Origin of the sequence: Streptomyces sp. NPDC093984, assembly GCF_044764595.1 — a bacterium.
GTDB lineage: Bacteria > Actinomycetota > Actinomycetes > Streptomycetales > Streptomycetaceae > Streptomyces > Streptomyces cynarae.
In genome coordinates, this window is sequence record NZ_JBIWIM010000011.1 from 216,522 (window position 1) to 237,591 (window position 21,070).

The following is a 21,070-nucleotide window of genomic DNA, read 5'->3' on the forward strand; positions in this document are numbered from 1 at the left end:
CAGCCCAACGCTCAGCCACCGCGTCCCGCAGACCGGTCCCCGCCGTGCACGCGGGGCACTGCCCGGGTTGCCTCCTCGCCGGACCTGGAACCCCGAAGCCTGCAACGGTTCGGGGATGGGGTCGGATCAGGCGGTGTGCCCCTCGAGCGGGTCGTCCGCTGTGGCCGTATCCATGAGCTGCTCGGCTTCCGCCTCCGTCGCGGCCGGTGGCACGACGAGCAGGTCCCAGCGGCCGTGTCCTGGGGCGAGCAGGCAGACGGTGTGTTCGGCTCGTGGCGAGTCCGTCCGCCGCAGGTGCACCATCTGGTCCGCGACGAGCATCCCGTCCCCGGGCAGCGACCACATCGTCCCGTTCACGAGGACACTGCTGATGTGTCCCCAGCGTTGCGGCAACCCGGCGAGCAGCCCGGGGAGTTCGGCAGTCAGATCGTACGACCTCGGCCACCAGGCCCCGTCGATACGCCGGGCCGAGCCGCCCTGGCGAGGCTCCGCTCCCAGCCGCAACCGGGCGGAAGACGGGTGGAGCGATGAGGTGGTCATCATGAGGGCTCCTGGCTGGTATGGACGGGAGACCCTCCACGGTCTGGGATTCGGCGGGCGGTGGTCGGTTCGGCGGGCGCCGGCTCGAGCCCGGCAGGCGCACACGTCTCGCGGGTCTCGCCCGGATGCGTCCGGTCGACGGGCGGTCTGCTGGCGTCCAGCCAGGAGAGGAGTGGGCCGGCGCCCCGCGCGGGGTCGAGCGTGAGGTGCAGACGCGTCCCCCTCCCCGACGTGAACGCCGGATAACTTCGCTGCTCGTCCCCGGCGAACAGCAGCCGGAGAGCGTCCGCGACGTGCCGGGCCGCTTCGGCGTCCATGGAGACGATGCGCACCTCGACCGTGCCCTCGGCGGGAGCGTCGTCCGGAACGTCCCCCGTCAGGGATGAGTACGACTGCAGGGGTTCGGTGGTCATGGTCGTACCTGCCCCGGGCCGCTGGAACGGCTCGTTGTCTTGTCACGCGGCCCTACCGTGCCGCGCGCCGAGGACGAGACCAGTCCTGTCACCGGTGTACGAAATACCCTCGACCCGGCCCACCGTACTCCCGGCACCCTCGGCGCAGCCGCTTCCGGATGCGGGCGGCGTACGGTTGAGATACCGAGGGCATCACGCACTCCGGCCGCCGCGCCGGGTCGTCCTCGGCGAGAGAGGAACCCCGCGCCGCCCCGGTGGTGGGCGCGGAGACGGGTCGGCATCATGTCCGCCGCGTTCGAAGCAGCTCCACGCAAGCTCGTCATGGCTGCGCGCCTACCGCGTACCCGTACCGGCCTGCGCTTCCGCCGAGGGGAGGCGTGATGGTCCTTTCCCGGCTGGACATCCACCGGCGGAACCGGGGGGAGGGAGCACTCGTCACGCTCGCCGGTGAGATCGGACCGGCCACGTCGCCGTTGCTGCGGGCCGCACTGGAGCAGTGTCTGCGCGACGGCGTCACCGTCGTCGACATCGACCTGAGCACGGTCGGCTCCTGTGATGCCAGGGGCCTGGACGTCCTTCTGTCGATGTCACGACGCGCCGGCCGGGTGCACGCCTCCCTGCGGCTGCACCACCCGTGCGCACAGATCGCCCGGCTTCTCGACGTCACCGGCTCCACCCGCCTGCTCCTCGCGGCCCCCACGGATCCCGTGCCGGCCGCGCTGTCCCGCGACCTCCGGGAAACGGCCTCCTCGGGTCCGTCGGCCGACGGGACGCGGACGCCTGAGGACCCCGCTCGCGCACCGGTCCGCAAGGACGGGATCCGCCTGCGCCGGCTGACCCGTTGGCAGACCGAGGGGATGGCGGAGGACATCGCGGACCTCGCCATGGCGTCCGTCGCGGACACTCCGGGTGAGCCGTTCCACGACCGGGGAGAGTTCCTGCGCCGCCTTGCCGTCAGCGCCCGACACCCCGGCTTCGCGCTGCTGATCGCCGAGACGACGGTGCTGGTCGGTTGTGCCTACGGCTTTCCGCTGTGCCCGGACGCCTCCGGCCGACGAGGGTTCGACCGATTGCTGCAGGAGAGCATCCAACGGCTCACCACCTGTGCACGGTTCGTCGTCCTCACTCAGGTCGTGGCCCATCCGCACGCTCAGCACCGCGACATCGCCCGCCGCCTGCAACAGCGTCTGCTCACCGACCAACACGCCGCCCTCGGAGTCACCCTGCTCCATCCGGCCGACCAGGTCGGACACGCCGCATTCGAGTCGTGGGGCTGGCAGAACATGGGAGAGGTCCTCGGGCTGCCCGGCCCTGTCGCCCCCTGCGTGCTGACCCTGCCACGGGAAAGCCCCTCACCGGCAGGCCGGTGATCCAACTGTTGTGGTCGATGAGCCGGCGGCCGTACCAGCCGGTGCTCCTGCCCGTCGTATGCGGCACGGATGCGCCCTCCGCATGGCGGTCGCGCCCCGCGCCGTCCCCCGCGGCCGGGAGTACCCTGGCAGTTACCGAGAGCTTTTCGGCCGCACGACCACGGCGAGGCCGTTCCCGGCGAGTGACGAACGCGGGCAGCCGGAAGCCGCCCGGGACGGGATCCCACGATGGACGCCCTCAGAAAGCCCGCCGAAGGCACACAACCAGGTGACGCGCACAGCTACCGGATGCCCTTGCCCCGTCTGAGCCTCACGCCGGGCGTCAGCCACGGCCCGCTGGACGGAGCGTGGTGGCCGCGCTGCGACGCGCTGGAACTGGAGTTGCCTGGGCTGGTCGGCTCATTGGACCCGGCTGTCGGCACCGTCACCCGGGTCACCGTGGACCCCGCCTCCTGGCCCGATGCCCCGCGGAAGGTGATGGCGCCCGGCCACGTGATCGAGGTGGTCCAAAGCGACCTCGCCGCCGGAGCTCATGCCATCACCCTGGACTGCAGCACCACGGGACGCTGGGAACTGCTGGTCATCCCACCCGACGAGCCGGCTGGCGCAGCCGCCCGGCTGCTGACCGCCGCCGCCGACCCCGAAAACCCGCTGTCGGCTCCACGCATCCTGGCACTCGCCGAGAGCGGCCTCGACGGGGAAGCCACATGGGAGTCGGAAGGAGGCCCGGGACTCAGGTGAGAGGCCCGACGCGATCGGGCCAGGTGACCGGCCGGCCGGTCCGGTCGTCGACATCCCCGGTGGAGCCATGGCACGAGCGATCTCTTCGTCGTCCCACACCGCCGCGACCGATACGCGCGGATCACGGCGGGTGAGCGGATGATGCCCGGACGGCGCGCGGACCGCTCCGAAAGCTTCGGGGAAGCGCTGCTGGGAGCGGTTCTCGACCGCGCGCACGAGCTTCCTCCCCATCTCATCGCGCCCTTGGTCGCCGACGTGGTGGAGCGGTTGGGAGGCCGCCGTCCGCAGGTGCTGCTGCAGGACTACGGCCAGATGATGCTCGTATCCCTGCCCGGCGAGGGCCTCGCGGACGGGGAACCGCAGCTGATCGACGACTCCGACGCGGGCCGCTGCTTTCTCGACGCGGTCTCCGTCGAGGTGTCCGATGACGACGGCGTACGGGTCCACCTGCCGCTGCTGGACGGCGGCGACCAGGTGGGGGTCATGGCAGTGACGCTGGACAGCGTCGACGACCACGACCGCCGCCTGCTGCAAAGGATCTCCGGCCTGGTGGCCGACCTGCTGGTGACCAAGCACGGCTACTCCGACCTGTTCTTCCGTGCCCGACGTGATGAGCCGATGAGCGTCGCCGCGGAGATCCAGTGGTCCCTGCTGCCACCGCTGGCGATGATCATGCCCAGGGTCGCCGTGGCCGGAATCCTGGAACCCGCCTATGACGTGGCGGGTGACAGCTTCGACTACGCGCTCAACGGGCACGTCCTCCACGTGGTCATGATCGACGCGATGGGGCACGGCCTGGACGCGGCCACGATGGCCGCCGTGGCCATCGGCGCCTACCGCCACGCCCGCCGCGCCGGCGTCGGGCTGTCGGAGATCTACGACTTCATGGACCGCGCGGTGGCGGAGCAGTTCGGTCCCGAGCACTTCGTCACCGCGCAGATGATGCAGCTGGACACGACGACAGGACGGATCCAGTGGGTCAACGCAGGGCACCCGCCGCCGATCCTCGTCCGCAACCACCGCGTCGCGGGCCGCCTGGCCGCCCCGCCAACCCTCCCTGTCGGCCTGGGTGGTCCGGAGCCACGGATCAGCGAGCTGGGACTGGAGCGCGGGGACCGCGTCCTCTACTTCACCGATGGACTGGTCGAGGAGCACAAGACCGGTAAGGAGGAGTTCGGGGAGGACCAGCTGATCAACTTTGTGAACCAGCTGGAGAGAACCGACCGCGGGGTCCGGGCGGTGACGCGCTCCCTGTCCCACACGCTCAAGCGGGCGCGGGGCGGACACACCACGGACGACGCGACACTGCTCATGGTGGAGTGGCGTGGCTGACCTCACCACTGTCGTCCCCCGCCCTTCGCCGACCTCGGCCGAGGGGCGGCCTGTCAGTCCGACAGAACCTGCCCGCTTCTCGTATCGATGAGGATCTGTTCCGCCGCGGTGATGTTGTCGGCCCGGACGGCCTGGGCCATCGCGGCGTGAGCGGCCTCGGGTGTCGTGTTCGGCGGGACCACCATCAGCGAGAAGAGGTCCTGGTCGCCCCGGGTGATCAGGACGGTGTCGTCACCCACCGGGAACGGGTCGATGTGCACCACCCGGTCGTCGACGACGATCCGCGTGGGGAGCCCTTCCCAGGCCGCGGTGTCCAGCCCGACACGTGTCACGGGGCCGAGGTGCCCGGTGAGGGCGCTCACCAGCGCGGGCAGCTCGGCACCGATGTCGCGCGACCGCGGCCACCACGCACCGTCGAGGACGCCTTCACGCGACTCCGTCGTCTCCAGCCGGAGCAGCGCGCACCCCGGTCGTACGGATTCATGGACGCCACGGGGCAGGTGCGGGGAAGGAGGGGATGTCTCGGAGTTGGTCATGAGGGACCACTACCCGTCTTCGGGAGCCGGTGCGAACACGGGATTCGCCTCGCCCCAACCACGCTACTCCCTGTGCCTGCGGGCGCCGGCGCATCCGCGAGCGTCCTTCCCACTCGGCTCGCCGCTCGCCTCGCCAGTTGATACGCGCTGCCCCTCCCAGGAGTGCCAGGTCCCAGCAGAGTTTGCACGAACAGCCGCGCCAAGCAGGACGAGGTCTCGGCCTGAACGGATTCAGCAGTTCTGTACCTTGACCCCATGACCGACAGCCGAAGGGGCAATGCCGCGTAGGCGCCCCTCAGCCCTGCGGGGCGACCTCCCTGTCCGCCTCCTGAGGAGGCGACGGTACCCGTTTGTTGATCGCCTTTCTGGATCTTGCACAACTGATCTGCGTCGGCTGGAGCGGACCGGCTGACATCCACGGCGCTGGACCGAGGCGTACACCACCGGCTCTGTCCGGACCGGCGCGGGCGCTCTGGTCGGCCTCGGACTCCTCGTCCGGGGCCGTTTGCGTGAGCGGACGGGGAGTTGATCTCCCGAATGTCGCGGGCGGGCCCGAACGCCGACTTCGAACCGTCCCCCTGGCCAGCGCGTCAATCTGCCCCGTCTCCGGCGCCTCTGCCCCGCGCCGCGGTGGTGTGCAGCCCCTCGGCCGGGCGTCCGGAGTCCGCCTCCTCGACGTCCTCGATATCACTCAATGATCATTCGTCATCGTTGTCGGCGAGGTCGCGGAGGATGTCGACGAAGGCCGGGACGGACGGCGCCTGCCCGGCAGCGCGCCGCAAGACGCCGTAGTCCAGGGTCGGCCCGTCCCGGAAGGGGACGAATGCCACGCCGGGACGATCGTGGTAGCGCCCTGCGCGGACCGCCACGATGGAGACGCCAAGGCCGGCGGCGACCAGCGGGGGCACCTCGGGCCAGAAGATGTACGACGGTCCGCGCGGGATGAGTCGGCCCGTCGGAGTGTGGCTCGGAATATGGACGTCCAGCAGGCTTTTGGGCACGTTCCCGCCCGCCGTGATCAGCGGTACGTCGGCCAGGTCCTCCAGCGACACGCTGTCGCGGCGCGAGAGCGGATGGTCGGCCGGGACCATCAGCGCCCGGGGCTCGCGGAGCAGGACGGGGCCGGCCGCGATGCCGGGCTCGACGACGGGCAGCTCGCTCACCTGCAGCTCCAGCTCGCCGCGACGCAGCGGACCGCACGGATCGTCGAACTGGATCTCCTGGATCTGCACGGTGCAGTCGGGGTACCGGTTCCGGAACACTTCTGCGGCTTTGAAGACCAGGTCGGCGCACCAGGGCGCGGAGTAGCCGACGCACAGAGAACCGGTGATGCCCTGGGTCTTGGCGACGGCCCGGTCGACGGCCTGCTGGATCTGGACGTACGCGGGCAGCAGATCGTCGCGGAACTGCTTGCCGAGCGGGGTGAGCCGGACCGTGCGAGAGGTGCGTTCGAACAGGGGCGCGCCGATGCGCCTTTCCTGCTTCTTGATGGCGTGGCTGACTCGGGACGGGGTGATGTGCAGCCGCTCCCCGGTGCGTCCGAAGTGCAGCTCCTCGGCCAGCGCCAAGAAGATCTCGATGTCGCGCAGTTCCATGGCCCCTCCCCATCGTGAACCTAGCGGTCATCACTGCGTTGACACAACGCACATCGATGACCGGCCGGGCAACGCTGCCTTGCGAACTTCTCCGTTGTTCGCAGGAGCCCTCCCGGCCACGCTGATGCCACGGGCTCATGTGGGGTGGGCCGGCGCGAGGGCAGGGACTCGGCGCCGCGGAGGAAGTCCCCATGACCGAGCTCCAACTCGCCGAGGACAAGAGCGCCACGCCGGGACGGGGCGCGCAGGTCGAGCACTGACGCAAGGAGATTCATGATGGGACAAAGCAGCAGTGGCTTCTCCAAGACAGGACTGCAAAGAGTGCGCGACGTGCTGGCACGGCATGTCGAGTCCGGGAGGATTCCCGGACTCGTGGCGCTGTTCAGCCGGGGCGGTGAGACGCAGGTCGAAGCGGTCGGGACGATGCGTCATGACGGTGGCGCGCCGATGCGCCGGGACACGATCTTCCGGATGGCCTCGACGTCCAAGCCGGTCACGGTCGCGGCGGCGATGGTCCTGCTGGACGAGTGCAGGCTGCGCCTTGACGACCTGGTGCAGGAGTGGCTGCCTGAACTCGCCGACCGGCGGGTGCTGAAGCGCATCGACGGACCGCTGGACGACACCGTGCCGGCGCGGCGGCCGATCACCGTACGGGACGTGCTGACCTGCACGTTCGGGCTCGGGATGGATATGTCGTCGCTGGGCACTCCGCTCATGGGCGCGATCTTCGAGCGGGGCCTCACGCCCAATCTGCCGGAGCCGATGCCCGCGCCGGACGAATGGATGCGCCGCCTGGGCGAGCTTCCGCTGATGCATCAGCCCGGAGAGCGCTGGCAGTACCACATCGCCAGTGATCTGCTCGGTGTGCTCGTCGCCAGGGTCGCGGGCCAGTCGTTCGAGACGTTCCTGCGCGAGCGCGTCTTCGACCCGCTGGGGATGAAGGACACCGGTTTCCACGTGCCCGCCGAGAAGATGCACCGGCTGCCGCCCCTGTACGCCCCCGACCCGCAGACCGGCGAGTTCATCGTGTGGGACGAGGCGGAAGGCGGACGCCACAGCAAGCCTCCGGCGTTCCAGGGTGGCGGTGGTGGACTGTCCTCCACTGTCGACGACTACCACGCCTATTTCCGGATGCTGCTCAATGGCGGGATGCACGGCAGCGAACGGATTCTGTCCCGGGCCGCCGTGGAGCTGATGACCACCAACCGCCTTACGCCGGAGCAGCAAGCCGCCCGAACCGCCATGGCCCGTGACATCGTCCATATCTCGTTCGGTCAAGGCCAGCACGGCGGCTGGGGTTTCGGGATGGCGGTGCGCACCTACCGCGGCGACTACGCGCCCATCGGCCAGTTCGGCTGGGACGGCGGAAGCGGCGCCTCGACCTACGCCGACCCGGAGAACCGGCTCACCGGCATCCTGCTCACCCAGGTCGGGGCATCCGTCCCGGATCCGGTGCTGCTCATGCACGACTTCTGGACCACGCTCTACCAGGCAATCGACGACTGACACCGAGCCGGCGTCCCGGCAGGCTTCAACGGTCAGCCCCCTGGCGGCCGGACCCTCGACGTTCCCGACAGGTCTGGTCTTGCGCCCGGGCGCCACCAGGACCGCATTCACCATCCGTCCGTTCAATCAAAGGAGCACACAACCATGTCCAACACCCTTACCGACCAGGACAAGCTCACCCTGCGGACCGCCGCGTACGGCGCCGTCTCGCTGTTGGCCGCCGCTGACGCTGCCGGCTCGCCCCACAAGGTCGCCGCCGACGGCTCCATCGCCCTGGCCTCCGCAACCGGCGTGGTCGGGCATGTGCTCGCCGAGAAGTCGAAGGTGAAGAACCTGGACGGCAAGTCCGTAGCCGAAATCGCCGACCACGTGCTGCCGGCCCTGACGGCAGCCGTGATCCTTCTCAAGAAGCACGATCCGGCAGAAGCCGCCAACTTCCGCCGCACCGTCATCGTCGCCGTCGAATCAGCGACCCGGGCCCACAAGGGCGAACCCAGCCCCACCATGGCCGACATCACCCGCAAGATCACCGAGGCCCTCGACGCCGCTTGACGGGACGGAGGGCCGGGACTGGTCGGCTTCCGACGAACGCAGGTGGCCTACCCGGCGGGGCGCCAACGACACCCTGGAACAGCTCGCGCAGGCGCGCGACGAGGGGTCGTGGGGCTCGATCAACGGCGTGGAGAAGAATCTGGCTTCCCTCTCTCCGGGCCGCATCCCGCCCTCGCTCTACTGGCACAACACGACCGGCGACGGAGCGGTGAGCGGCTCGAGAAGGACGGCCTGGGTGAACTGGCGGACGCCAGCTGCTGCGTTCACTCCTACGATCCGCTGTGCGGCCGACTGACCTGTTGGTCGCGAAGAGCGCGTCGACCGCGCTCTTCGGCTGCGTCGAACAGGTCTACGACCGCAAGGCACCTCGGCCGGGGTTCGAACCCGATCCTCGTCCTCGACGCCTGGGGGCACGCATTCCACCTCCAGTACAGGAGCCAGAAGGTCGACTTCATCGAGGCCGTCTGGGCCGTCGTCGACTGGCAGGAGCGGCCAAGCGTCACGCCGCCGCCAAGGAGCGCGGCGACAGGTGATCTTCGCGCCGTGACGACGTAGAACGCCCCGAGTGTCCTGCCTTTTGATCGCCTTCTCACCGTCCCCCGGCAGGCGGTACGACGAAGGGCTCCCGCAAGCCGGATGCCTGCGGGAGCCTTCCCGTTGCCGGTGGGCGGTCTTGCGAGCCGCCCCATGTTGTCACCTTTGCCAATAAGCTATTGTCAGACTGGCCAATAGAGGGGGCGGCATGACGGGGCCACGGCGCAGGCGCGTGCCGGAACAGGCACGGGAGGAGATCCTGGAGGCCGCCGCCGAGCTGATCGCCCGGTACGGGCCGGACGGCGTGGGCCTGCGCGCGGTCGCGGAGGCGGCCGGTGTCTCCCACGGCCTCGTGTCCCACTACTTCGGTACCTACAAGGCCCTCGTCCGGGCCGTACTGCAGCGCGAGAACGAGCGGCAGCGGGAGCGGATTCGCGAACGGATGCGTGCCGATCACGGCGTCCCCTATGCGGACGGCATGACCCAGGTCCTGTTCGAGACGCTCGCCGACGAGCGCTACGTACGCCTGTTCGCCTGGTCCAGCCTCCACGCCGAGAACGCCGGCACGTCATCTCAGGGGCTGTCCGAGGTGGTCGACAGGATCGAGGCCGGCATCCGGCTCGTCCTGCCCGACCCGGACCGGCCGGACCGGGAGCGGATCGAGGCCGTGGTTCTCCTGGCCCTGTCAGCCACGTACGGATTCGCCCTCGGCAAGCGGTCCTGGCTGGCCGGGCTCGGACACGACCCGGCCGATCCGGCGCACGACACCGCGTTCCGCGCCGCGCTGTCCTCCGCGCTCGCCACCTACCTGACCGGAGGCCCTCGACCCGATGACGCCTGATCTGCTGTTGGTCGTCGGCATCACCGCCGTGATCGTGGTGAGCCAGTTCTCCGTACGACCGGTGAGGCCCCTGGCGTATCTGTGGGTCGCCCTCCTGATCGCGCGTGGCTGTGTTCCACCAGGCCCGAGCCGTACGACCTCGGCCGGAGTCGTGTTCTTGATCGCCGGGCTCGTCGTGTCGGTGATCGCCGGTGTGCTACGCGGCCGCACCATGCCGATGTGGCGGGACGCGGACGGGCGGCTGTACCGCAAGGGCGGCCGCGTGACGCTCCTCCTCTGGCTGGCCACCGTCGCCGTCAAACTGGCGCTCGGCGCGATCGCGGAAGCAGCGTACGGCGAGCCGTTCAACCTCAACGCCCTCTGGCTCGGCCTCGGCCTGACGCTGGGCGCCCAGCACCTGGTGATGACCCATCACGGCCACCGCCTGCCGGTACCAAGACCCTCTGAGCGACCGGCAACGACGCGGGCAAAGCCAGAAGTCTGAGAGGGCGGTTCGGGGAGCATTCGACGGTTCTGTTGTCACTCGATAGTGCGGGTGTCGGGGGCCGATCCGCTGGTCCACAGCCGGTGGCCTCCTGGGACGGCGGGTGAGTGAACGCACCCGTACCCGAGCGACTTATCGGTGGCTCCTGCCCCGGCCCGTTCAGGGGCCCTGCCTGTATGCCGTTGAGGGTGAGGACGAGCACCAGCCCGAGCTTGATGCGAGTGAGTGCGGAGTCAAGGACTGGGTGGAGCATCACGCCGCTGGCCACGGGACCGGCAAGCCCGGTCCAGATCGGGATGTGGAGGCGGGCCGTGCTGGTCAGGGCATCGCGCAGGCTGCACCGGCCCGTGAGACACAGGAGTGCGCCGGCAGCGTGGAGCCACCTCGGGTGCTGTCGCAGTAGGGGAATGGTCCGGGGGGCCCGGGTCGCCCCACGCCACACGGTCACAGCAGCCGGACGCCAAGGGCGGCGATGGCGAGGCCGACCGTGAGGATCACCGGGCCGACCGCGTGATCGCCCCACTTCCTCCGGCCTTCGAGGCGCCGCATGCCGATGGACACCGCTCCGCCGGCAACGACGATCGCGCACCCGGCGATCATGACGAGCGCCGCGAAGAAGGGATCCCAGCCCGGGTCGTAGTGCGGGTTGTTGTGCGCGACCCCTGCCAGGATCGCGTCCCCGAGCTCACCGTGCACGGATCACTCGCCTGCTTTCTCGACGTCCTCGGCCAGGTTCTGGAAATCCGACTCGATACCGGAGCCCGCCGCGTAGACCGCCGTGTTGAGGCCGGTGCTGAAGGAGTCCTTGTACGCGGCGTCGGCGAGCTTGCCCCTGTCGCTGAGGTTTTCGCCGCCGAGGCTGCCGTGTTCCTCCATGTGATGGAAGTGGGCGTCGTTGGCGGCGTTACCGACCGCTCCGGTCACAGCGTTCGTCGCCGCGTCCCACCCGATGGTCGCGCCGTCCTGGCGGTTCCACACGTCAGCCGTGAGGCCGCCGCTGATGTTGCCCAGCGAGCCGTTGACCGCGCTGCCGACCCGGCCCTCGCCGCCGAGGACCTTGCCGACCGCGCCCGTCAGGTGGGCGCCCTCGGCCAGCGCCGCGCCGCCTGTCGTGAATGCGGCCGTGCCCAGGGCTTCCTGGCCGGCGGTGGAGAAATCTTGGCCCACCGTGATCGGCTGCCCATCGAGCGCCTGGCTGAGCATCATGCTGCCCGAGTCCGCCACGAAGTTCGTGGCGAAGCTCTCCGCGCCCTTCGTGAGGAACGTCGCACTGAATTCAGCCACCTTGGTGAGCACCCTCGCCAGCGCCGCCGCCCCTTCCTCGCTGAGCGCGCCGAACCGCTCCAGTAGGGCCGCCACCTTCTCAGCGGCCGAGGTGAAGAGCTTCACCAGGTCGATGATCCTGGCGACCCGCGCGGCCACGGCCGTGTTCGCGACGAGGTCGGAGAGGAAGCCGGTGAAGAAGGACAGCGCCGCGCCGGCCACCTCCATCTCGGCAATCTCGACGCAGATGTCGATGATCTCCTCGTTGATGTTGTCGATCTCGCCGGCGTACGCCCGCAACCCGTCGGCCACCTGGTGGAAGTTGTGCGCGACGTCCTTGATGACGCGCTTCTGCTCCCCCCAGTGCTTCTCGAAGGCATCGCGGGCCTCACCGTGCCAGCCCTGCTTGTCGACGCCCTCGACAGCGACGTCGAGGACATGCACGACCTCTGTCAGCTCGGTGCCCAGGGTGTCCCAGGCGCGGGCGATCGAGCGGAGCGTGTCGCCGTTGCCGCCCGGGAGCTCCACCCCGCAGGCCTGGAGGATCTCCAGAACCTTGCCGTCGATCCAGCTGTTGACGCTCACGCCGGGCCTCCTGCCGGCTGGGTCGCGGCACGGAGGTGGTCCATGGCGGTCCGGTCCGAATCCCTGTAGTTGGCGGCGTTGAGACGCAGCCGGTCGCCGTCGCTGGTGAGCACGCCGGGCAGGTGCCCGAGTGCCTTGACGGTGCTGTTCAGCAGTGTCTGGTACTTCTCCGCCGCACCGTCGCAGGCGCCGAGCAGGCCGAAGGCTTCTCCGATCTCGGACGCGGTCGCCGCGAAGTCGTTGATCGGCTTCGCCAGGCCTCTCGCTTCCCTGTCGAACTTCCCAGCAAGATCGGTCAGCGTGTCGGGGTCGACACCGAACTGGCTCATCCCGCTTCCCCCGTCGTCGAGTACATGGACAGACCAGCAGTACTGGAGGCAGTGATCCGCCGGGAAGGGTGGTTTGCGGGTTCAAGACGCGATGATGTCGCGCCCTTTGGCCCGAAGATCCACCATCTTGAAGTCGCTGGTGTCAGGCGCCGGAAATCATGAGAATTGGTTGGGGACTTCTTTGCGTGGTGCAGCGAGGCTCTACTGCTGTGGAGATCGTTCTCGCCGGGGGCGAGCGCGTCCAACTGGTGTGCAGGGCAGGGCTGTCGGTCGGCCGAAGTCCGGGCTGGTTCTGACCGGAGGCAAGCGGACCCAGTTGGTTGCACTGGGCGAGGCGGGGGAAGACCACCCAGTACCTCGCGCTGCGGGCGAAGATCGTGCTGCGGTGCGCCGAGGGCGGGCTGAACAAGCAGGTCGCCTGCACGTCCGTCACACCACCACGCTCCTGCGGGCCCTGCTCGTGCTGACGAACAAGACCGGCCCAGCATCAGGTGGCCCGCTTGGTGTCCGTCATCATGAGGCAGTGACGCAGACCGAAGAAGCTCCCGGCTGGGACGCCATAGACGCAGCCCTCGCACCGTTCTACCCGGGGATCGCGCCCTTCCACGTCGGCTACTTCCCGCCCAGAGGCTTCGAGGGCGGTGCGCTCCAGGGTTGCTCGGCGTACCCGGCTGAGGGGCACTGGCACTACGTGACCTACGGGCTGAGCGAGCTCTACACCCCCGGCGAGGTCGATGATCCCGAGTGGTCGGGGTGGGGCTTCGAACTCACGCTGCGCGTGCGGCGCGGCGATGAGGAGCGGCCGCCCGGGTGGCCGTACGGGATGCTGCAGGAAGTTGCGAAATACGTGAACGGCAACCAGGTCCTGCTGGAGGACGGGCACCGGATCGACTTCCGCCAGCCGGTCACAGGGCACCCCCATCTGGAGGACGCGCCGCCCACCGGACTGACGGTGTTCGCCTTCACGACCGACCCGCAGTTGGGCACCATCGACACCCCCAACGGCAAGGTCACCTTCCTGCAGGCCGTCGGCGTCACCGCGGAGGAGAAGGCTGCCATGACGGACAGCAGCACCGCGCAGGTCCTGCGGACACTCGCGGCCGGCAATCCACTGCTGGTGACCGATCCGGCGCGAGCCGTCTGAGCCGACTCACTGGTGTGGGAGCTCGGCCCCTGCTCCCCCTGCGGGCCTGCTCCCCCTGCGGGCCCTGCGGGCCCTGCGGCCCTTGCGCCGCACCGCCCCAGCCTGCCCGCCGCGCCGGAAGCTGCCTACGGGGCCACGATCACTCGCGCCGAAGCAGCTCCCGGCCGCAGTCGTTCCGCCGACCTCGGGGTGCCGCGCCCCCGACATGGTCGTTCCTCGGCGCCGGGGTGGGACGGTCAGTACCGGACGCCGACGGGGGCCGGGATGGCGAGGACGCCCCGTCCGGAGTACGGTCCGGGCTGCGCGCCGGAATGACGGTGTGGGGGATGAACGCCGCCACCGCGGTTGAGGGCGTGCATCGCCACTTCGTCAGCCTTCGCGAGGCGGTTCCTCACATCCTGGCCTTCGCGTCCGACCCTCACGGGAATGCCGCAGCCTGACCCTGTCCGCCGGCACCGGGCATCACGGGGATGATCGGGAGCCGCCTGGACTGCCCCTCGACTCAGGGCCTTGCCAGAAGCCCTTGCCTGACCAGCACGTTTCGGACCTCGGCCAAGGAGGTGGCGCACATATGCGCTCGGCTGAGCGATTCTTCCGGGTGTGTCGTCGTCAAGCCGATCACGGTGCAGCCGGCCGCCACAGCCGCGCTTACGCCCGCGGGTGCGTCCTCGACGACCAGACATGCCGAAGGGGCGACGCCGAGCCGGGAGGCGGCCAGCGCGAAGCAGTCCGGCGCGGGTTTCGCGTGTTCCACGTCGCCGCCGTAGACCTGCACGGTCGGGAGGGGAAGACCGGCCGCCACGAAGCGCTCCCCGACAGAGGTCCGATCCCCTGAAGTCACGATGGCCCACGGGCTGTCGGACAGCGCCTCCAGCAGATCAGCAGCTCCGTCGATCGGCGGGAAACCGTCCTTCTCCCGGGCCGACAACTCGTCGAGCGCCTGTCGTTCGACCGCTGGGTCCAGATGCGGAGCCGCGTCCCGGATCGTGTCCTCGGGGCGCCGCCCGTGGGTGAGTCTCCAGACCTTCTCAGGATTCAGGCCGTGCGCCAGCGACCAAGCGGTCCAGATTCTGCGGTGAGCGGCTGTTGAGTCCAGCAGGACCCCGTCCACGTCGAAGAGCACAGCGGAGATTGCCATACCGGCATGTTCCCAGGCGGGGAAGGCACGGGGCAGGCACATGTCCGAGCACGTCAGACACGGGAGCGACGTCAGGGCGCTCGGCGTGCCGCTCCCGGGAAGCGGGTCGCCGTCTCGGCTGGGAGACGGTCACGCACCTGACCGGCGGCCCGCTGTTCGTCCTCGACGAGCGAGAGCCGCCGTAGGAGATCAGGCAGTTGGCTGGAGATGCCGGTACCGAGGCCGTGGACCGGGCGCGGCGCGGAGCCCGTTGAGGACGCGGCGAGCCGTCGCCCGGCACAGACGGTCAGCTCTGGCAGCCACAACCCGACGCCGTCTTGGCCTCGGTGACGGTCAGCGCGGGGTCGGCCGAGGTCTCGGAGGGAGTGCAGCAGGCGTTGACGCCGCAGCAGGCGTCGTCCGAACTCGTCGTTTCGGAGGCCGGCTTGGAGGCCACCGGCTTTGCCGCGCGGACGATGGCGGAGTGCATGCCGTCGGCCACCTGGTGGGTCGGGGTGATGACGACGTCGGTGAATCCGGCTGCTTCCAGACCCCGGCGGTACTCCGTGAAAGACAGCGCGCCCGCGATGCAGCCGACGTGGTCGCCGCGTTCGGCCCGCTCCTCGGGCGTGAGGGTGTCGTCGGCGACGACATCGGAGACGCCGATCCGGCCACCGGGCTTCAGGACGCGAAACGTCTCGGCGAAGACTGCGGGCTTGTCGACGGACAGGTTGATCACGCAGTTGGAGATGACGACATCGATGGTGTTCGCGGGCAGGGGGATGGCCTCGATGGTGCCCTTGAGGAACTCGACGTTCGTCGCGCCGGCCTTCGCCGCGTTGCTGAGAGCCAGGGTCAGCATCTCCTCGGTCATGTCCAGGCCGTACGCCTTGCCGGTGGGCCCGACGCGGCGGGCGGAGAGCAGGACGTCGATGCCGCCGCCGGAGCCGAGGTCCAGGACACGCTCGCCCTGGCCGAGTTCGGCGACGGCCGTGGGGTTGCCGCAGCCGAGGGAGGCGGCGACGGCCTCTGCGGGCAGGGCATCCCGCTCGTCGGCGGCATACAGGGTGGAGCCGAAGTTCTCGTCGACCTCGACGGGCTGCGGCCCGCAACAGGCGGTGCCGCCCTCGGTGACCTTCACGGCCGCCGCGGCGTAGCGCCGGCGGACGGTTTCGCGCAGGTCGTCGGTCTGCTCGCTCATGACTTCACTCCTAGGTGACGGGGCATGGCGGTGCCCCCGACCGGCTTGCATTGACGTTCATTGATGCAACCTTGCGCGCTGAATCGAAAAACGTCAAGATAGACGCATGTCGAAGCAAGAACTTGAGGTCATCGGCCAGGACGTCGGCAGCTGCTGTGCCGGGCTCGCGTCCGCGCCGCTGGACGATGAGCGGGCGGCTCAGCTGGCGAAGGTGTTCAAGGCCCTCGGAGACCCGGTCCGGCTTCGGCTGCTGTCGATGATCGCCTCGCGCGAGGGCGGCGAAGTCTGCGTGTGCGAGATGACGCCCGCCTTCGACCTGTCCCAGCCGACGATCTCCCACCACCTCAAGCTGCTCCGGCAGGCCGGCCTCATCGACTGCGAGCGCCGCGGGACGTGGGTGTACTACTGGGTGCTGCCGGGCGTCCTGGACCATCTGGCCATGTTCCTGACGACGCCTCAGACTGCAGGAGCCACCGCATGACCGCCTCCCTGGGCCGCCGCGTCGCCGCCGAGGCCGTCGGGACCGGGCTGCTGGTCGCGGTCGTCGTCGGCTCCGGCATCCAGGCCACCGAGCTCTCGCACGATGTCGGCGTGCAGTTGCTCGCCAACTCCCTCGCCACGGTCTTCGGCCTGGGCGTGCTCATCCTCCTGCTCGGGCCCGTTTCCGGGGCGCACTTCAACCCCGCCGTGACCCTTGCCGCCTGGTTCACCGGCCGCCGCACCGCTGACGGCCTCACCCTGCGGGACGTCGCCGCCTACCTGCCCGCCCAGATCGCGGGGGCGATCGGCGGAGCGATCCTTGCCGACGCGATGTTCGCGAGGCCGCTGGTGAAGTTCTCCACCCACGACCGGTCCGCCGGCCACCTGTGGCTGGGCGAGGTCGTCGCCACGGCCGGGCTGGTGCTGCTGGCCTTCGGCCTCAACCGGAGCGGCCGCGCCTCGCTCGCCCCGGCGGCGGTGGCCTCCTACATCGGGGCCGCCTACTGGTTCACCTCGTCCACGTCGTTCGCGAACCCGGCGGTGACCATCGGCCGCGCCTTCACCGACACCTTCGCCGGCATCGCACCCGCGTCGCTGGTGCCCTTCATCACGGCCCAGGTGTTCGGAGCGGTTCTCGGGCTGGGGGCCGTCGCGGCGGTCTGGGGCCGCCCTGCTGCTGCCGCAGAGCAGGTCGTCGTGCCGCACGGCGAACCCGAACCCGCCCCCTCCTGGCCAGCAACCGCTCCCGCCCTCGAAGAAAGACTCCTGCCATGAGCGCTCCTGCCCCGCGTGCGTCGGTGCTGTTCGTCTGTGTCCACAACGCAGGCCGCTCCCAGATGGGCGCCGCCTTCCTCACCCACCTCGCCGGTGACCGGGTCGAAGTCCGCTCGGCCGGCTCCGCCCCTGCCGACGCCGTCAACCCTGCGGTGGTGGAGGCGATGAAAGAGGTCGGCATCGACATCTCCGCCCAGAAGCCGAAGATCCTCACCACCGAGGCCGTGCAGTCCTCGGACGTGGTGATCACCATGGGCTGCGGCGACACCTGCCCGGTCTTCCCCGGCAAGCGGTACCTGGACTGGCAGCTGGACGACCCGGCGGGCCAGGGTGTCGGCGCCGTGCGGCCCATCCGGGACCAGATCGAGCAGCGCGTGCGCGGCCTGCTCTCCGACCTCGGTATCCCGGCAGCGGCATGAGCACCACGACGGGCCTTCGTAAGATGCGCCCGCCATCAGGCGAATCGCGCCTCCAGCCGCAGCGGCTCCAGCCCGGTCTCCTGCTCCACAGGCGCCTGGGAGTTCCTACTGACGCCGCTGGCCAAGGACACAGAACTCGTTGCCTTCGGGGTCTGCCAACACGACCCACGACTGGTCACCCTGGCCGATGTCGACACGCTGTGCGCCGTGAGCCACAAGACGAGCGACCTCGGCGTCCTGGTCGTCAGGCCTGAAGTCGAGATGCAGACGGCTCTTGGCCTTCTTGCTCTCATCGAGCCGGACGAAATCCAACCCGGGCAGGCGATCCGGCTCCGGGCGGATCTCGAACTCGTCGTCAGAGGAGTGGACCACAACCCAACCAAGGGCCTCTGCCCACCACTGCCCCAGGGCGACCGGATCCACCGAATGAACGATTACCTGCTCCCATTCCAAGGTCATCCGCCGAGCCTAGCCGCTACCAGGGCTTCAAGGTGGGCGGAAAGCGGTGGGCTGTCTGTCGTCGGTCCGCGATCGTCCATGCATCTGGGCGGGGCGCCAGCACCGCGGAGACGACCGCGCCGGACGAGGCCGCGACATCAGCCGAACGCTGAATGCTGGACCACACCGCCGGATGCAGCGTCGCGCTTCGCCCCCGGTCCGGGTCACCCTGGGCGCGCCTGCGCTCGCGCTCGTCCTCGAACCGCCTTGTCCACTTGGCGAAGCCGCCCGTATGCAGCCGGTCTCCCCTCTCCGGGCACAGCGACCGCGCCCCGGAGGGGGACGACGCCGGCGGGCACCGAACCGTTCCGCCCCTGCCCGGCGCCGCACAGGCCGTAGCGTGAAACTCGAGAGGACAGGGCGCCCACCTCACTGCATCATGGCCAAACGTTGGCCTGTGCCCGGAAAGCGTCGGGGTCGCTCTCCGCGGGCAGTACGCACACCAAATGACCGCCAGGCACCCGCAGCACGCGGCACTCCTGCCACTGCGACACCTGCTCAGCGCCCAAGGCGATCAAGCGCGCCGTTTCCGCTTCGACGTCGTCGGTCTCGATGTCCAGGTGGATACGAGGTGCGTCGTCGACCGCTTGGACTGCCATGACCAGCCCCGGCAGGGCCTGATGGAGCGTGGTGAACTCCGGTGCCGGCGGAAACGGCCGGGCGACGACACCGAGAGCTGCCGACCAGAAGTCCGCAGCCTGGGCAGCCTCGGCCTCGGGTGTGTCGATCAGAACGGCGTATACGCGGCTTCTGTGCATTGCGCCTCTTCCATCTTCGCGATGACGTGCGGTGATACAGCACCAGGAAGGCTGGGCGAGGCCTTTCCCCCGTGAAGGTGGAGACGCGTTCGTGTGTCATGCGGCGAGCGCGAGCTCAGCCGTGTGGTGCCGGGCCCTGGTGGAGATGATCGCCTACTACCACGGCAACGCGCATCATGGAGACCCCGCGGCACCTCAACCGCCGCTCCACCGTGGGCTACCGACCCACTCCCCGTCCCGGCTCGGTCAGGACACCGGGTCCAGGAACGTCAGCACGGAGGCGTCCTCCTCGATCAGCGGGGCGAGGGCGGCGTTGAACGGGGCGCCGTACGGAGCCTTCAGATGCGCCTGGAAGGCGTCCTCGTCCCGGTACACCTCGAAGATCCAGAAGGCACGCGGGGCGGACGCCTTGGTGTACACGTCGAAGGCGAGGTTGCCGTCCTCCTCGCGCACCTTCCGGGCGTACTCCCCCAGCAGGCCGGCCACGTCTGCCTCCGCGCCCTCCCGGGCGGTGAACTCGGCGAACAGGGTCTTCTTCACGGTGTCGTGTCCTTGCGTCGTCGGTGTGGCCGTGCAACGGCACCTGGGGGCCACTGGTCTGGATCATGCCGTCGTCCACCCGCGGACGGCAGGCGTACGCGGCAGGCGTGCACGGCAGGCGTGCACGGCAGATGTCGCGGCTGGCATGCGCGCGGACGCCACGGAAGCCCGCACAGTCACCTGAGCGGGTGCGGTACACGCCCCCCGGCATGTCATCGCTGACTTATGTCATCGATGACACCGGACGAACCCGACGATGATGCGGGCAACCCGGCCCACACGTCAACGGGTTCGGCGACCGCCGCGGACGTTGCCGATTTGTGACGAGTGCAAGGCATTGACGTTGCCGGGAGCGGAGTCCATCATCCTCGGCAAGCAAGCAGTGTCAACGATGACATAAGTCAACGATGACACCTGGGGACGGCATGCTTCGATGCCGGCCGCGCCGCCCGCAATCCCGCAGGAGTCGTTCATGTCTCGCACCACTCGTCTGTCCCCCTCCCTCCTCAGAGTCGCCGCGTGCACCGGCATCGCAGCCCTCACCCTGACGGCCTGCGGCTCCGGCTCCGGCTCCGGCTCGGTGAGCGCGGGCTCGGGGTCGGGCAAGGGCGTCAAGGTCGGTCTGATCACCAAGACCGACACCAACCCGTTCTTCGTGAAGATGAAGGAGGGCGCGGAGAAGGCCGCCAAGGAGGACGGCGTCCAACTGGTCACCGCGGCGGGCAAGTTCGACGGGGACAACGCCGGGCAGGTCACCGCCATCGAGAACATGGTCGCCTCCGGGGTTAAGGGCATCCTGATCACTCCGAGCGACTCCAAGGCGATCGTGCCCGCGATCCAGAAGGCCCGCGCCAAGGGTGTCCTGGTGATCGCCCTGGACACCCCGCCCGAGCCGCAGAGCGCGGTCGACGCGCTCTTCGCGACCAACAACTTCAACGCCGGCCAGCTGATCGGCGAGTACGCCAAGTCGGCCATGAAGGACAAGCCGGCCAAGATAGCCACGCTCGACCTGGCTCCGGGCGTCTCCGTCGGCGTGCAGCGGCACGACGGCTTCCTGAAGGGCTTCGGCGCCGCCGAGAAGGACGTCGTCTGCTCCCAGGACACCGGCGGCGACCAGGCCAAGGGCCAGACCGCCATGGAGAACTGCCTGCAGAAGGCGCCCGACATCAACGTCGTCTACACCATCAACGAACCCGCGGCCCTGGGCGCGTACACCGCGCTGAAGGCCAAGGGCCGGGAGAAGGACGTCCTGATCGTCTCCGTCGACGGCGGCTGCACCGGCACCCAGGCGGTCAAGGACGGCAAGATCGCCGCAACCTCGCAGCAGTACCCGCTGAAGATGGCCGCCGAAGGCGTCAAGGCGGTCGCGACGTTCGCCAAGGACGGCACGAAGGCGTCCGGCTACACCGACACCGGCGTCACCCTGATCACCGACAAGCCGCAGGCCGGGGTGACGTCCAAGGACACCGGGTTCGGCCTGCAGAACTGCTGGGGCTGAGCCGCCCCGAGGACCGTTCC

Annotated in this window: 24 protein-coding genes and 4 pseudogenes; 15 read left to right on the forward strand and 13 right to left on the reverse strand. The window is 69.5% G+C overall.

Translation table 11 applies throughout. The annotated features are described in order from the left end of the window. Positions 1-126: 126 nt before the first annotated feature. Positions 127-543 carry a DUF5994 family protein gene (locus ACIRC0_RS31565; RefSeq protein WP_403622880.1) on the reverse strand — a complete coding sequence of 139 codons (417 nt, stop codon included), beginning with the start codon at positions 541-543 and terminating at the stop codon, positions 127-129. Further along, the gene (locus tag ACIRC0_RS31570; protein WP_403622883.1) at positions 540-953 is read right to left on the reverse strand and encodes a hypothetical protein; all 414 of its coding nucleotides are present in this window, start codon (positions 951-953) and stop codon (positions 540-542) included. Before ACIRC0_RS31570 ends, ACIRC0_RS31565 begins: the two co-directional genes overlap by 4 nt. A 380-nt stretch (positions 954-1,333) precedes the next feature. Between ACIRC0_RS31570 and ACIRC0_RS31575 the strand changes: the two genes are divergently transcribed. From ACIRC0_RS31575 to ACIRC0_RS31585, 3 genes are all read left to right on the forward strand, one after another. Beyond that, positions 1,334-2,323 (forward strand): STAS domain-containing protein, encoded by a 990-nt coding sequence (locus ACIRC0_RS31575; protein WP_403622885.1) that lies wholly within the window; start codon positions 1,334-1,336, stop codon positions 2,321-2,323. A 228-nt stretch (positions 2,324-2,551) separates the two neighbouring features. Continuing rightward, the gene (locus ACIRC0_RS31580) at positions 2,552-3,064 is read left to right on the forward strand and encodes a DUF5994 family protein (RefSeq protein WP_403622888.1); all 513 of its coding nucleotides are present in this window, start codon (positions 2,552-2,554) and stop codon (positions 3,062-3,064) included. A 138-nt stretch (positions 3,065-3,202) separates the two neighbouring features. After that, complete coding sequence (locus ACIRC0_RS31585; protein WP_403622890.1) at positions 3,203-4,396, forward strand: PP2C family protein-serine/threonine phosphatase; 1,194 nt, start codon at positions 3,203-3,205, stop codon at positions 4,394-4,396. A 53-nt stretch (positions 4,397-4,449) separates the two neighbouring features. Here the strand turns inward: ACIRC0_RS31585 and ACIRC0_RS31590 are convergent, their stop codons facing one another. Together ACIRC0_RS31590 and ACIRC0_RS31595 are read right to left on the reverse strand one after the other, a co-directional pair. Then, a complete protein-coding gene (locus tag ACIRC0_RS31590; protein WP_403622893.1) occupies positions 4,450-4,932 on the reverse strand; it encodes a DUF5994 family protein in 483 nt (160 codons plus the stop codon). 698 nt (positions 4,933-5,630) lie between these two features. Beyond that, positions 5,631-6,527: a LysR family transcriptional regulator gene (locus ACIRC0_RS31595; RefSeq protein ID WP_403622896.1), complete on the reverse strand. Its 897-nt coding sequence runs from the start codon at positions 6,525-6,527 to the stop codon at positions 5,631-5,633. Positions 6,528-6,803: 276 nt separating this feature from the next. Between ACIRC0_RS31595 and ACIRC0_RS31600 the strand changes: the two genes are divergently transcribed. The 6 genes and pseudogenes from ACIRC0_RS31600 to ACIRC0_RS31625 all read left to right on the forward strand — a co-directional run bounded on the left by ACIRC0_RS31600 (position 6,804) and on the right by ACIRC0_RS31625 (position 10,444). Then, on the forward strand, positions 6,804-8,033 hold the full coding sequence (locus ACIRC0_RS31600; RefSeq protein ID WP_403623039.1) for a serine hydrolase domain-containing protein: 1,230 nt from the start codon (positions 6,804-6,806) through the stop codon (positions 8,031-8,033). Positions 8,034-8,177: 144 nt separating this feature from the next. Continuing rightward, positions 8,178-8,585: a hypothetical protein gene (locus ACIRC0_RS31605; protein ID WP_403622899.1), complete on the forward strand. Its 408-nt coding sequence runs from the start codon at positions 8,178-8,180 to the stop codon at positions 8,583-8,585. Between the two features lie 55 nt (positions 8,586-8,640). After that, positions 8,641-8,837: pseudogene (locus tag ACIRC0_RS31610) on the forward strand (superoxide dismutase); the annotation flags it as partial. 66 nt (positions 8,838-8,903) lie between these two features. After that, a pseudogene (locus ACIRC0_RS31615) lies at positions 8,904-9,118 on the forward strand (Fe-Mn family superoxide dismutase); the annotation flags it as partial. Between the two features lie 209 nt (positions 9,119-9,327). Then, the gene (locus tag ACIRC0_RS31620) at positions 9,328-9,960 is read left to right on the forward strand and encodes a TetR/AcrR family transcriptional regulator (protein WP_403622902.1); all 633 of its coding nucleotides are present in this window, start codon (positions 9,328-9,330) and stop codon (positions 9,958-9,960) included. Next, on the forward strand, positions 9,950-10,444 hold the full coding sequence (locus tag ACIRC0_RS31625) for a hypothetical protein (RefSeq protein WP_403622905.1): 495 nt from the start codon (positions 9,950-9,952) through the stop codon (positions 10,442-10,444). Before ACIRC0_RS31620 ends, ACIRC0_RS31625 begins: the two co-directional genes overlap by 11 nt. A gap of 444 nt (positions 10,445-10,888) precedes the next feature. On the opposite strand, the gene ACIRC0_RS31630 is transcribed toward ACIRC0_RS31625, so the two are convergent. From ACIRC0_RS31630 to ACIRC0_RS31640, 3 genes are read right to left on the reverse strand one after another with little or no spacing between them, the layout of a single operon-like run. Beyond that, on the reverse strand, positions 10,889-11,140 hold the full coding sequence (locus ACIRC0_RS31630) for a hypothetical protein (RefSeq protein ID WP_403622908.1): 252 nt from the start codon (positions 11,138-11,140) through the stop codon (positions 10,889-10,891). A 3-nt stretch (positions 11,141-11,143) separates the two neighbouring features. Beyond that, positions 11,144-12,292 carry a WXG100 family type VII secretion target gene (locus ACIRC0_RS31635; protein ID WP_403622911.1) on the reverse strand — a complete coding sequence of 383 codons (1,149 nt, stop codon included), beginning with the start codon at positions 12,290-12,292 and terminating at the stop codon, positions 11,144-11,146. Next, positions 12,289-12,621: a WXG100 family type VII secretion target gene (locus ACIRC0_RS31640; protein ID WP_403622914.1), complete on the reverse strand. Its 333-nt coding sequence runs from the start codon at positions 12,619-12,621 to the stop codon at positions 12,289-12,291. The genes ACIRC0_RS31635 and ACIRC0_RS31640 overlap by 4 nt, the downstream gene beginning before the upstream one ends. A gap of 523 nt (positions 12,622-13,144) precedes the next feature. Between ACIRC0_RS31640 and ACIRC0_RS31645 the strand changes: the two genes are divergently transcribed. Then, positions 13,145-13,765 carry a suppressor of fused domain protein gene (locus tag ACIRC0_RS31645; RefSeq protein ID WP_403622917.1) on the forward strand — a complete coding sequence of 207 codons (621 nt, stop codon included), beginning with the start codon at positions 13,145-13,147 and terminating at the stop codon, positions 13,763-13,765. A gap of 269 nt (positions 13,766-14,034) precedes the next feature. Further along, a pseudogene (locus ACIRC0_RS31650) lies at positions 14,035-14,205 on the forward strand (phosphatase); the annotation flags it as partial. A gap of 62 nt (positions 14,206-14,267) precedes the next feature. Here ACIRC0_RS31650 and ACIRC0_RS31655 read toward each other — a convergent pair. Both ACIRC0_RS31655 and arsM read right to left on the reverse strand, forming a co-directional pair. Next, the gene (locus ACIRC0_RS31655) at positions 14,268-14,888 is read right to left on the reverse strand and encodes an HAD-IA family hydrolase (RefSeq protein ID WP_403622920.1); all 621 of its coding nucleotides are present in this window, start codon (positions 14,886-14,888) and stop codon (positions 14,268-14,270) included. Positions 14,889-15,189: 301 nt separating this feature from the next. Continuing rightward, positions 15,190-16,083: an arsenite methyltransferase gene (gene arsM / locus ACIRC0_RS31660; protein WP_403622923.1), complete on the reverse strand. Its 894-nt coding sequence runs from the start codon at positions 16,081-16,083 to the stop codon at positions 15,190-15,192. Positions 16,084-16,189: 106 nt separating this feature from the next. Here arsM and ACIRC0_RS31665 point away from each other — a divergent pair, with 106 nt between their 5' ends. The 3 genes from ACIRC0_RS31665 to ACIRC0_RS31675 are packed head-to-tail and all read left to right on the forward strand — an operon-like array spanning position 16,190 to position 17,756. After that, the gene (locus ACIRC0_RS31665) at positions 16,190-16,564 is read left to right on the forward strand and encodes an ArsR/SmtB family transcription factor (RefSeq protein WP_403622926.1); all 375 of its coding nucleotides are present in this window, start codon (positions 16,190-16,192) and stop codon (positions 16,562-16,564) included. Continuing rightward, entirely contained in the window at positions 16,561-17,337 is a 777-nt protein-coding gene (locus ACIRC0_RS31670; protein ID WP_403622929.1) for an aquaporin, read from the forward strand. Before ACIRC0_RS31665 ends, ACIRC0_RS31670 begins: the two co-directional genes overlap by 4 nt. Continuing rightward, positions 17,334-17,756: an arsenate reductase ArsC gene (locus ACIRC0_RS31675; protein WP_403622931.1), complete on the forward strand. Its 423-nt coding sequence runs from the start codon at positions 17,334-17,336 to the stop codon at positions 17,754-17,756. Before ACIRC0_RS31670 ends, ACIRC0_RS31675 begins: the two co-directional genes overlap by 4 nt. A 105-nt stretch (positions 17,757-17,861) precedes the next feature. Here ACIRC0_RS31675 and ACIRC0_RS31680 read toward each other — a convergent pair whose 3' ends face one another. From ACIRC0_RS31680 to ACIRC0_RS31695, 4 genes and pseudogenes are all read right to left on the reverse strand, one after another. Further along, a complete protein-coding gene (locus tag ACIRC0_RS31680) occupies positions 17,862-18,215 on the reverse strand; it encodes a VOC family protein (protein WP_403622934.1) in 354 nt (117 codons plus the stop codon). Between the two features lie 145 nt (positions 18,216-18,360). Next, a pseudogene (locus ACIRC0_RS31685) lies at positions 18,361-18,492 on the reverse strand (ferritin-like domain-containing protein); the annotation flags it as partial. Between the two features lie 139 nt (positions 18,493-18,631). Further along, positions 18,632-19,012, reverse strand: a complete 381-nt coding sequence (locus ACIRC0_RS31690) for a VOC family protein (RefSeq protein ID WP_403622937.1) — start codon at positions 19,010-19,012, stop codon at positions 18,632-18,634. A gap of 246 nt (positions 19,013-19,258) precedes the next feature. Then, positions 19,259-19,552, reverse strand: a complete 294-nt coding sequence (locus tag ACIRC0_RS31695; protein ID WP_403622940.1) for a putative quinol monooxygenase — start codon at positions 19,550-19,552, stop codon at positions 19,259-19,261. Between the two features lie 472 nt (positions 19,553-20,024). Here ACIRC0_RS31695 and ACIRC0_RS31700 point away from each other — a divergent pair, with 472 nt between their 5' ends. Next, on the forward strand, positions 20,025-21,050 hold the full coding sequence (locus ACIRC0_RS31700) for a sugar ABC transporter substrate-binding protein (protein WP_403622943.1): 1,026 nt from the start codon (positions 20,025-20,027) through the stop codon (positions 21,048-21,050). Positions 21,051-21,070: the final 20 nt, after the last annotated feature.

Bases quoted from the DNA above. Each gene is read 5' to 3' on its own strand.
- ACIRC0_RS31565 (WP_403622880.1), bottom strand. From the start codon at position 543: ATGATGACCACCTCATCGCTCCACCCGTCTTCCGCCCGGTTGCGGCTG.
- ACIRC0_RS31570 (WP_403622883.1), bottom strand. From the start codon at position 953: ATGACCACCGAACCCCTGCAGTCGTACTCATCCCTGACGGGGGACGTT.
- ACIRC0_RS31575 (WP_403622885.1), top strand. From the start codon at position 1,334: ATGGTCCTTTCCCGGCTGGACATCCACCGGCGGAACCGGGGGGAGGGA.
- ACIRC0_RS31580 (WP_403622888.1), top strand. From the start codon at position 2,552: ATGGACGCCCTCAGAAAGCCCGCCGAAGGCACACAACCAGGTGACGCG.
- ACIRC0_RS31585 (WP_403622890.1), top strand. From the start codon at position 3,203: ATGATGCCCGGACGGCGCGCGGACCGCTCCGAAAGCTTCGGGGAAGCG.
- ACIRC0_RS31590 (WP_403622893.1), bottom strand. From the start codon at position 4,932: ATGACCAACTCCGAGACATCCCCTCCTTCCCCGCACCTGCCCCGTGGC.
- ACIRC0_RS31595 (WP_403622896.1), bottom strand. From the start codon at position 6,527: ATGGAACTGCGCGACATCGAGATCTTCTTGGCGCTGGCCGAGGAGCTG.
- ACIRC0_RS31600 (WP_403623039.1), top strand. From the start codon at position 6,804: ATGGGACAAAGCAGCAGTGGCTTCTCCAAGACAGGACTGCAAAGAGTG.
- ACIRC0_RS31605 (WP_403622899.1), top strand. From the start codon at position 8,178: ATGTCCAACACCCTTACCGACCAGGACAAGCTCACCCTGCGGACCGCC.
- ACIRC0_RS31620 (WP_403622902.1), top strand. From the start codon at position 9,328: ATGACGGGGCCACGGCGCAGGCGCGTGCCGGAACAGGCACGGGAGGAG.
- ACIRC0_RS31625 (WP_403622905.1), top strand. From the start codon at position 9,950: ATGACGCCTGATCTGCTGTTGGTCGTCGGCATCACCGCCGTGATCGTG.
- ACIRC0_RS31640 (WP_403622914.1), bottom strand. From the start codon at position 12,621: ATGAGCCAGTTCGGTGTCGACCCCGACACGCTGACCGATCTTGCTGGG.
- arsM (WP_403622923.1), bottom strand. From the start codon at position 16,083: ATGAGCGAGCAGACCGACGACCTGCGCGAAACCGTCCGCCGGCGCTAC.
- ACIRC0_RS31665 (WP_403622926.1), top strand. From the start codon at position 16,190: ATGTCGAAGCAAGAACTTGAGGTCATCGGCCAGGACGTCGGCAGCTGC.
- ACIRC0_RS31670 (WP_403622929.1), top strand. From the start codon at position 16,561: ATGACCGCCTCCCTGGGCCGCCGCGTCGCCGCCGAGGCCGTCGGGACC.
- ACIRC0_RS31675 (WP_403622931.1), top strand. From the start codon at position 17,334: ATGAGCGCTCCTGCCCCGCGTGCGTCGGTGCTGTTCGTCTGTGTCCAC.
- ACIRC0_RS31680 (WP_403622934.1), bottom strand. From the start codon at position 18,215: ATGACCTTGGAATGGGAGCAGGTAATCGTTCATTCGGTGGATCCGGTC.
- ACIRC0_RS31690 (WP_403622937.1), bottom strand. From the start codon at position 19,012: ATGCACAGAAGCCGCGTATACGCCGTTCTGATCGACACACCCGAGGCC.
- ACIRC0_RS31700 (WP_403622943.1), top strand. From the start codon at position 20,025: ATGTCTCGCACCACTCGTCTGTCCCCCTCCCTCCTCAGAGTCGCCGCG.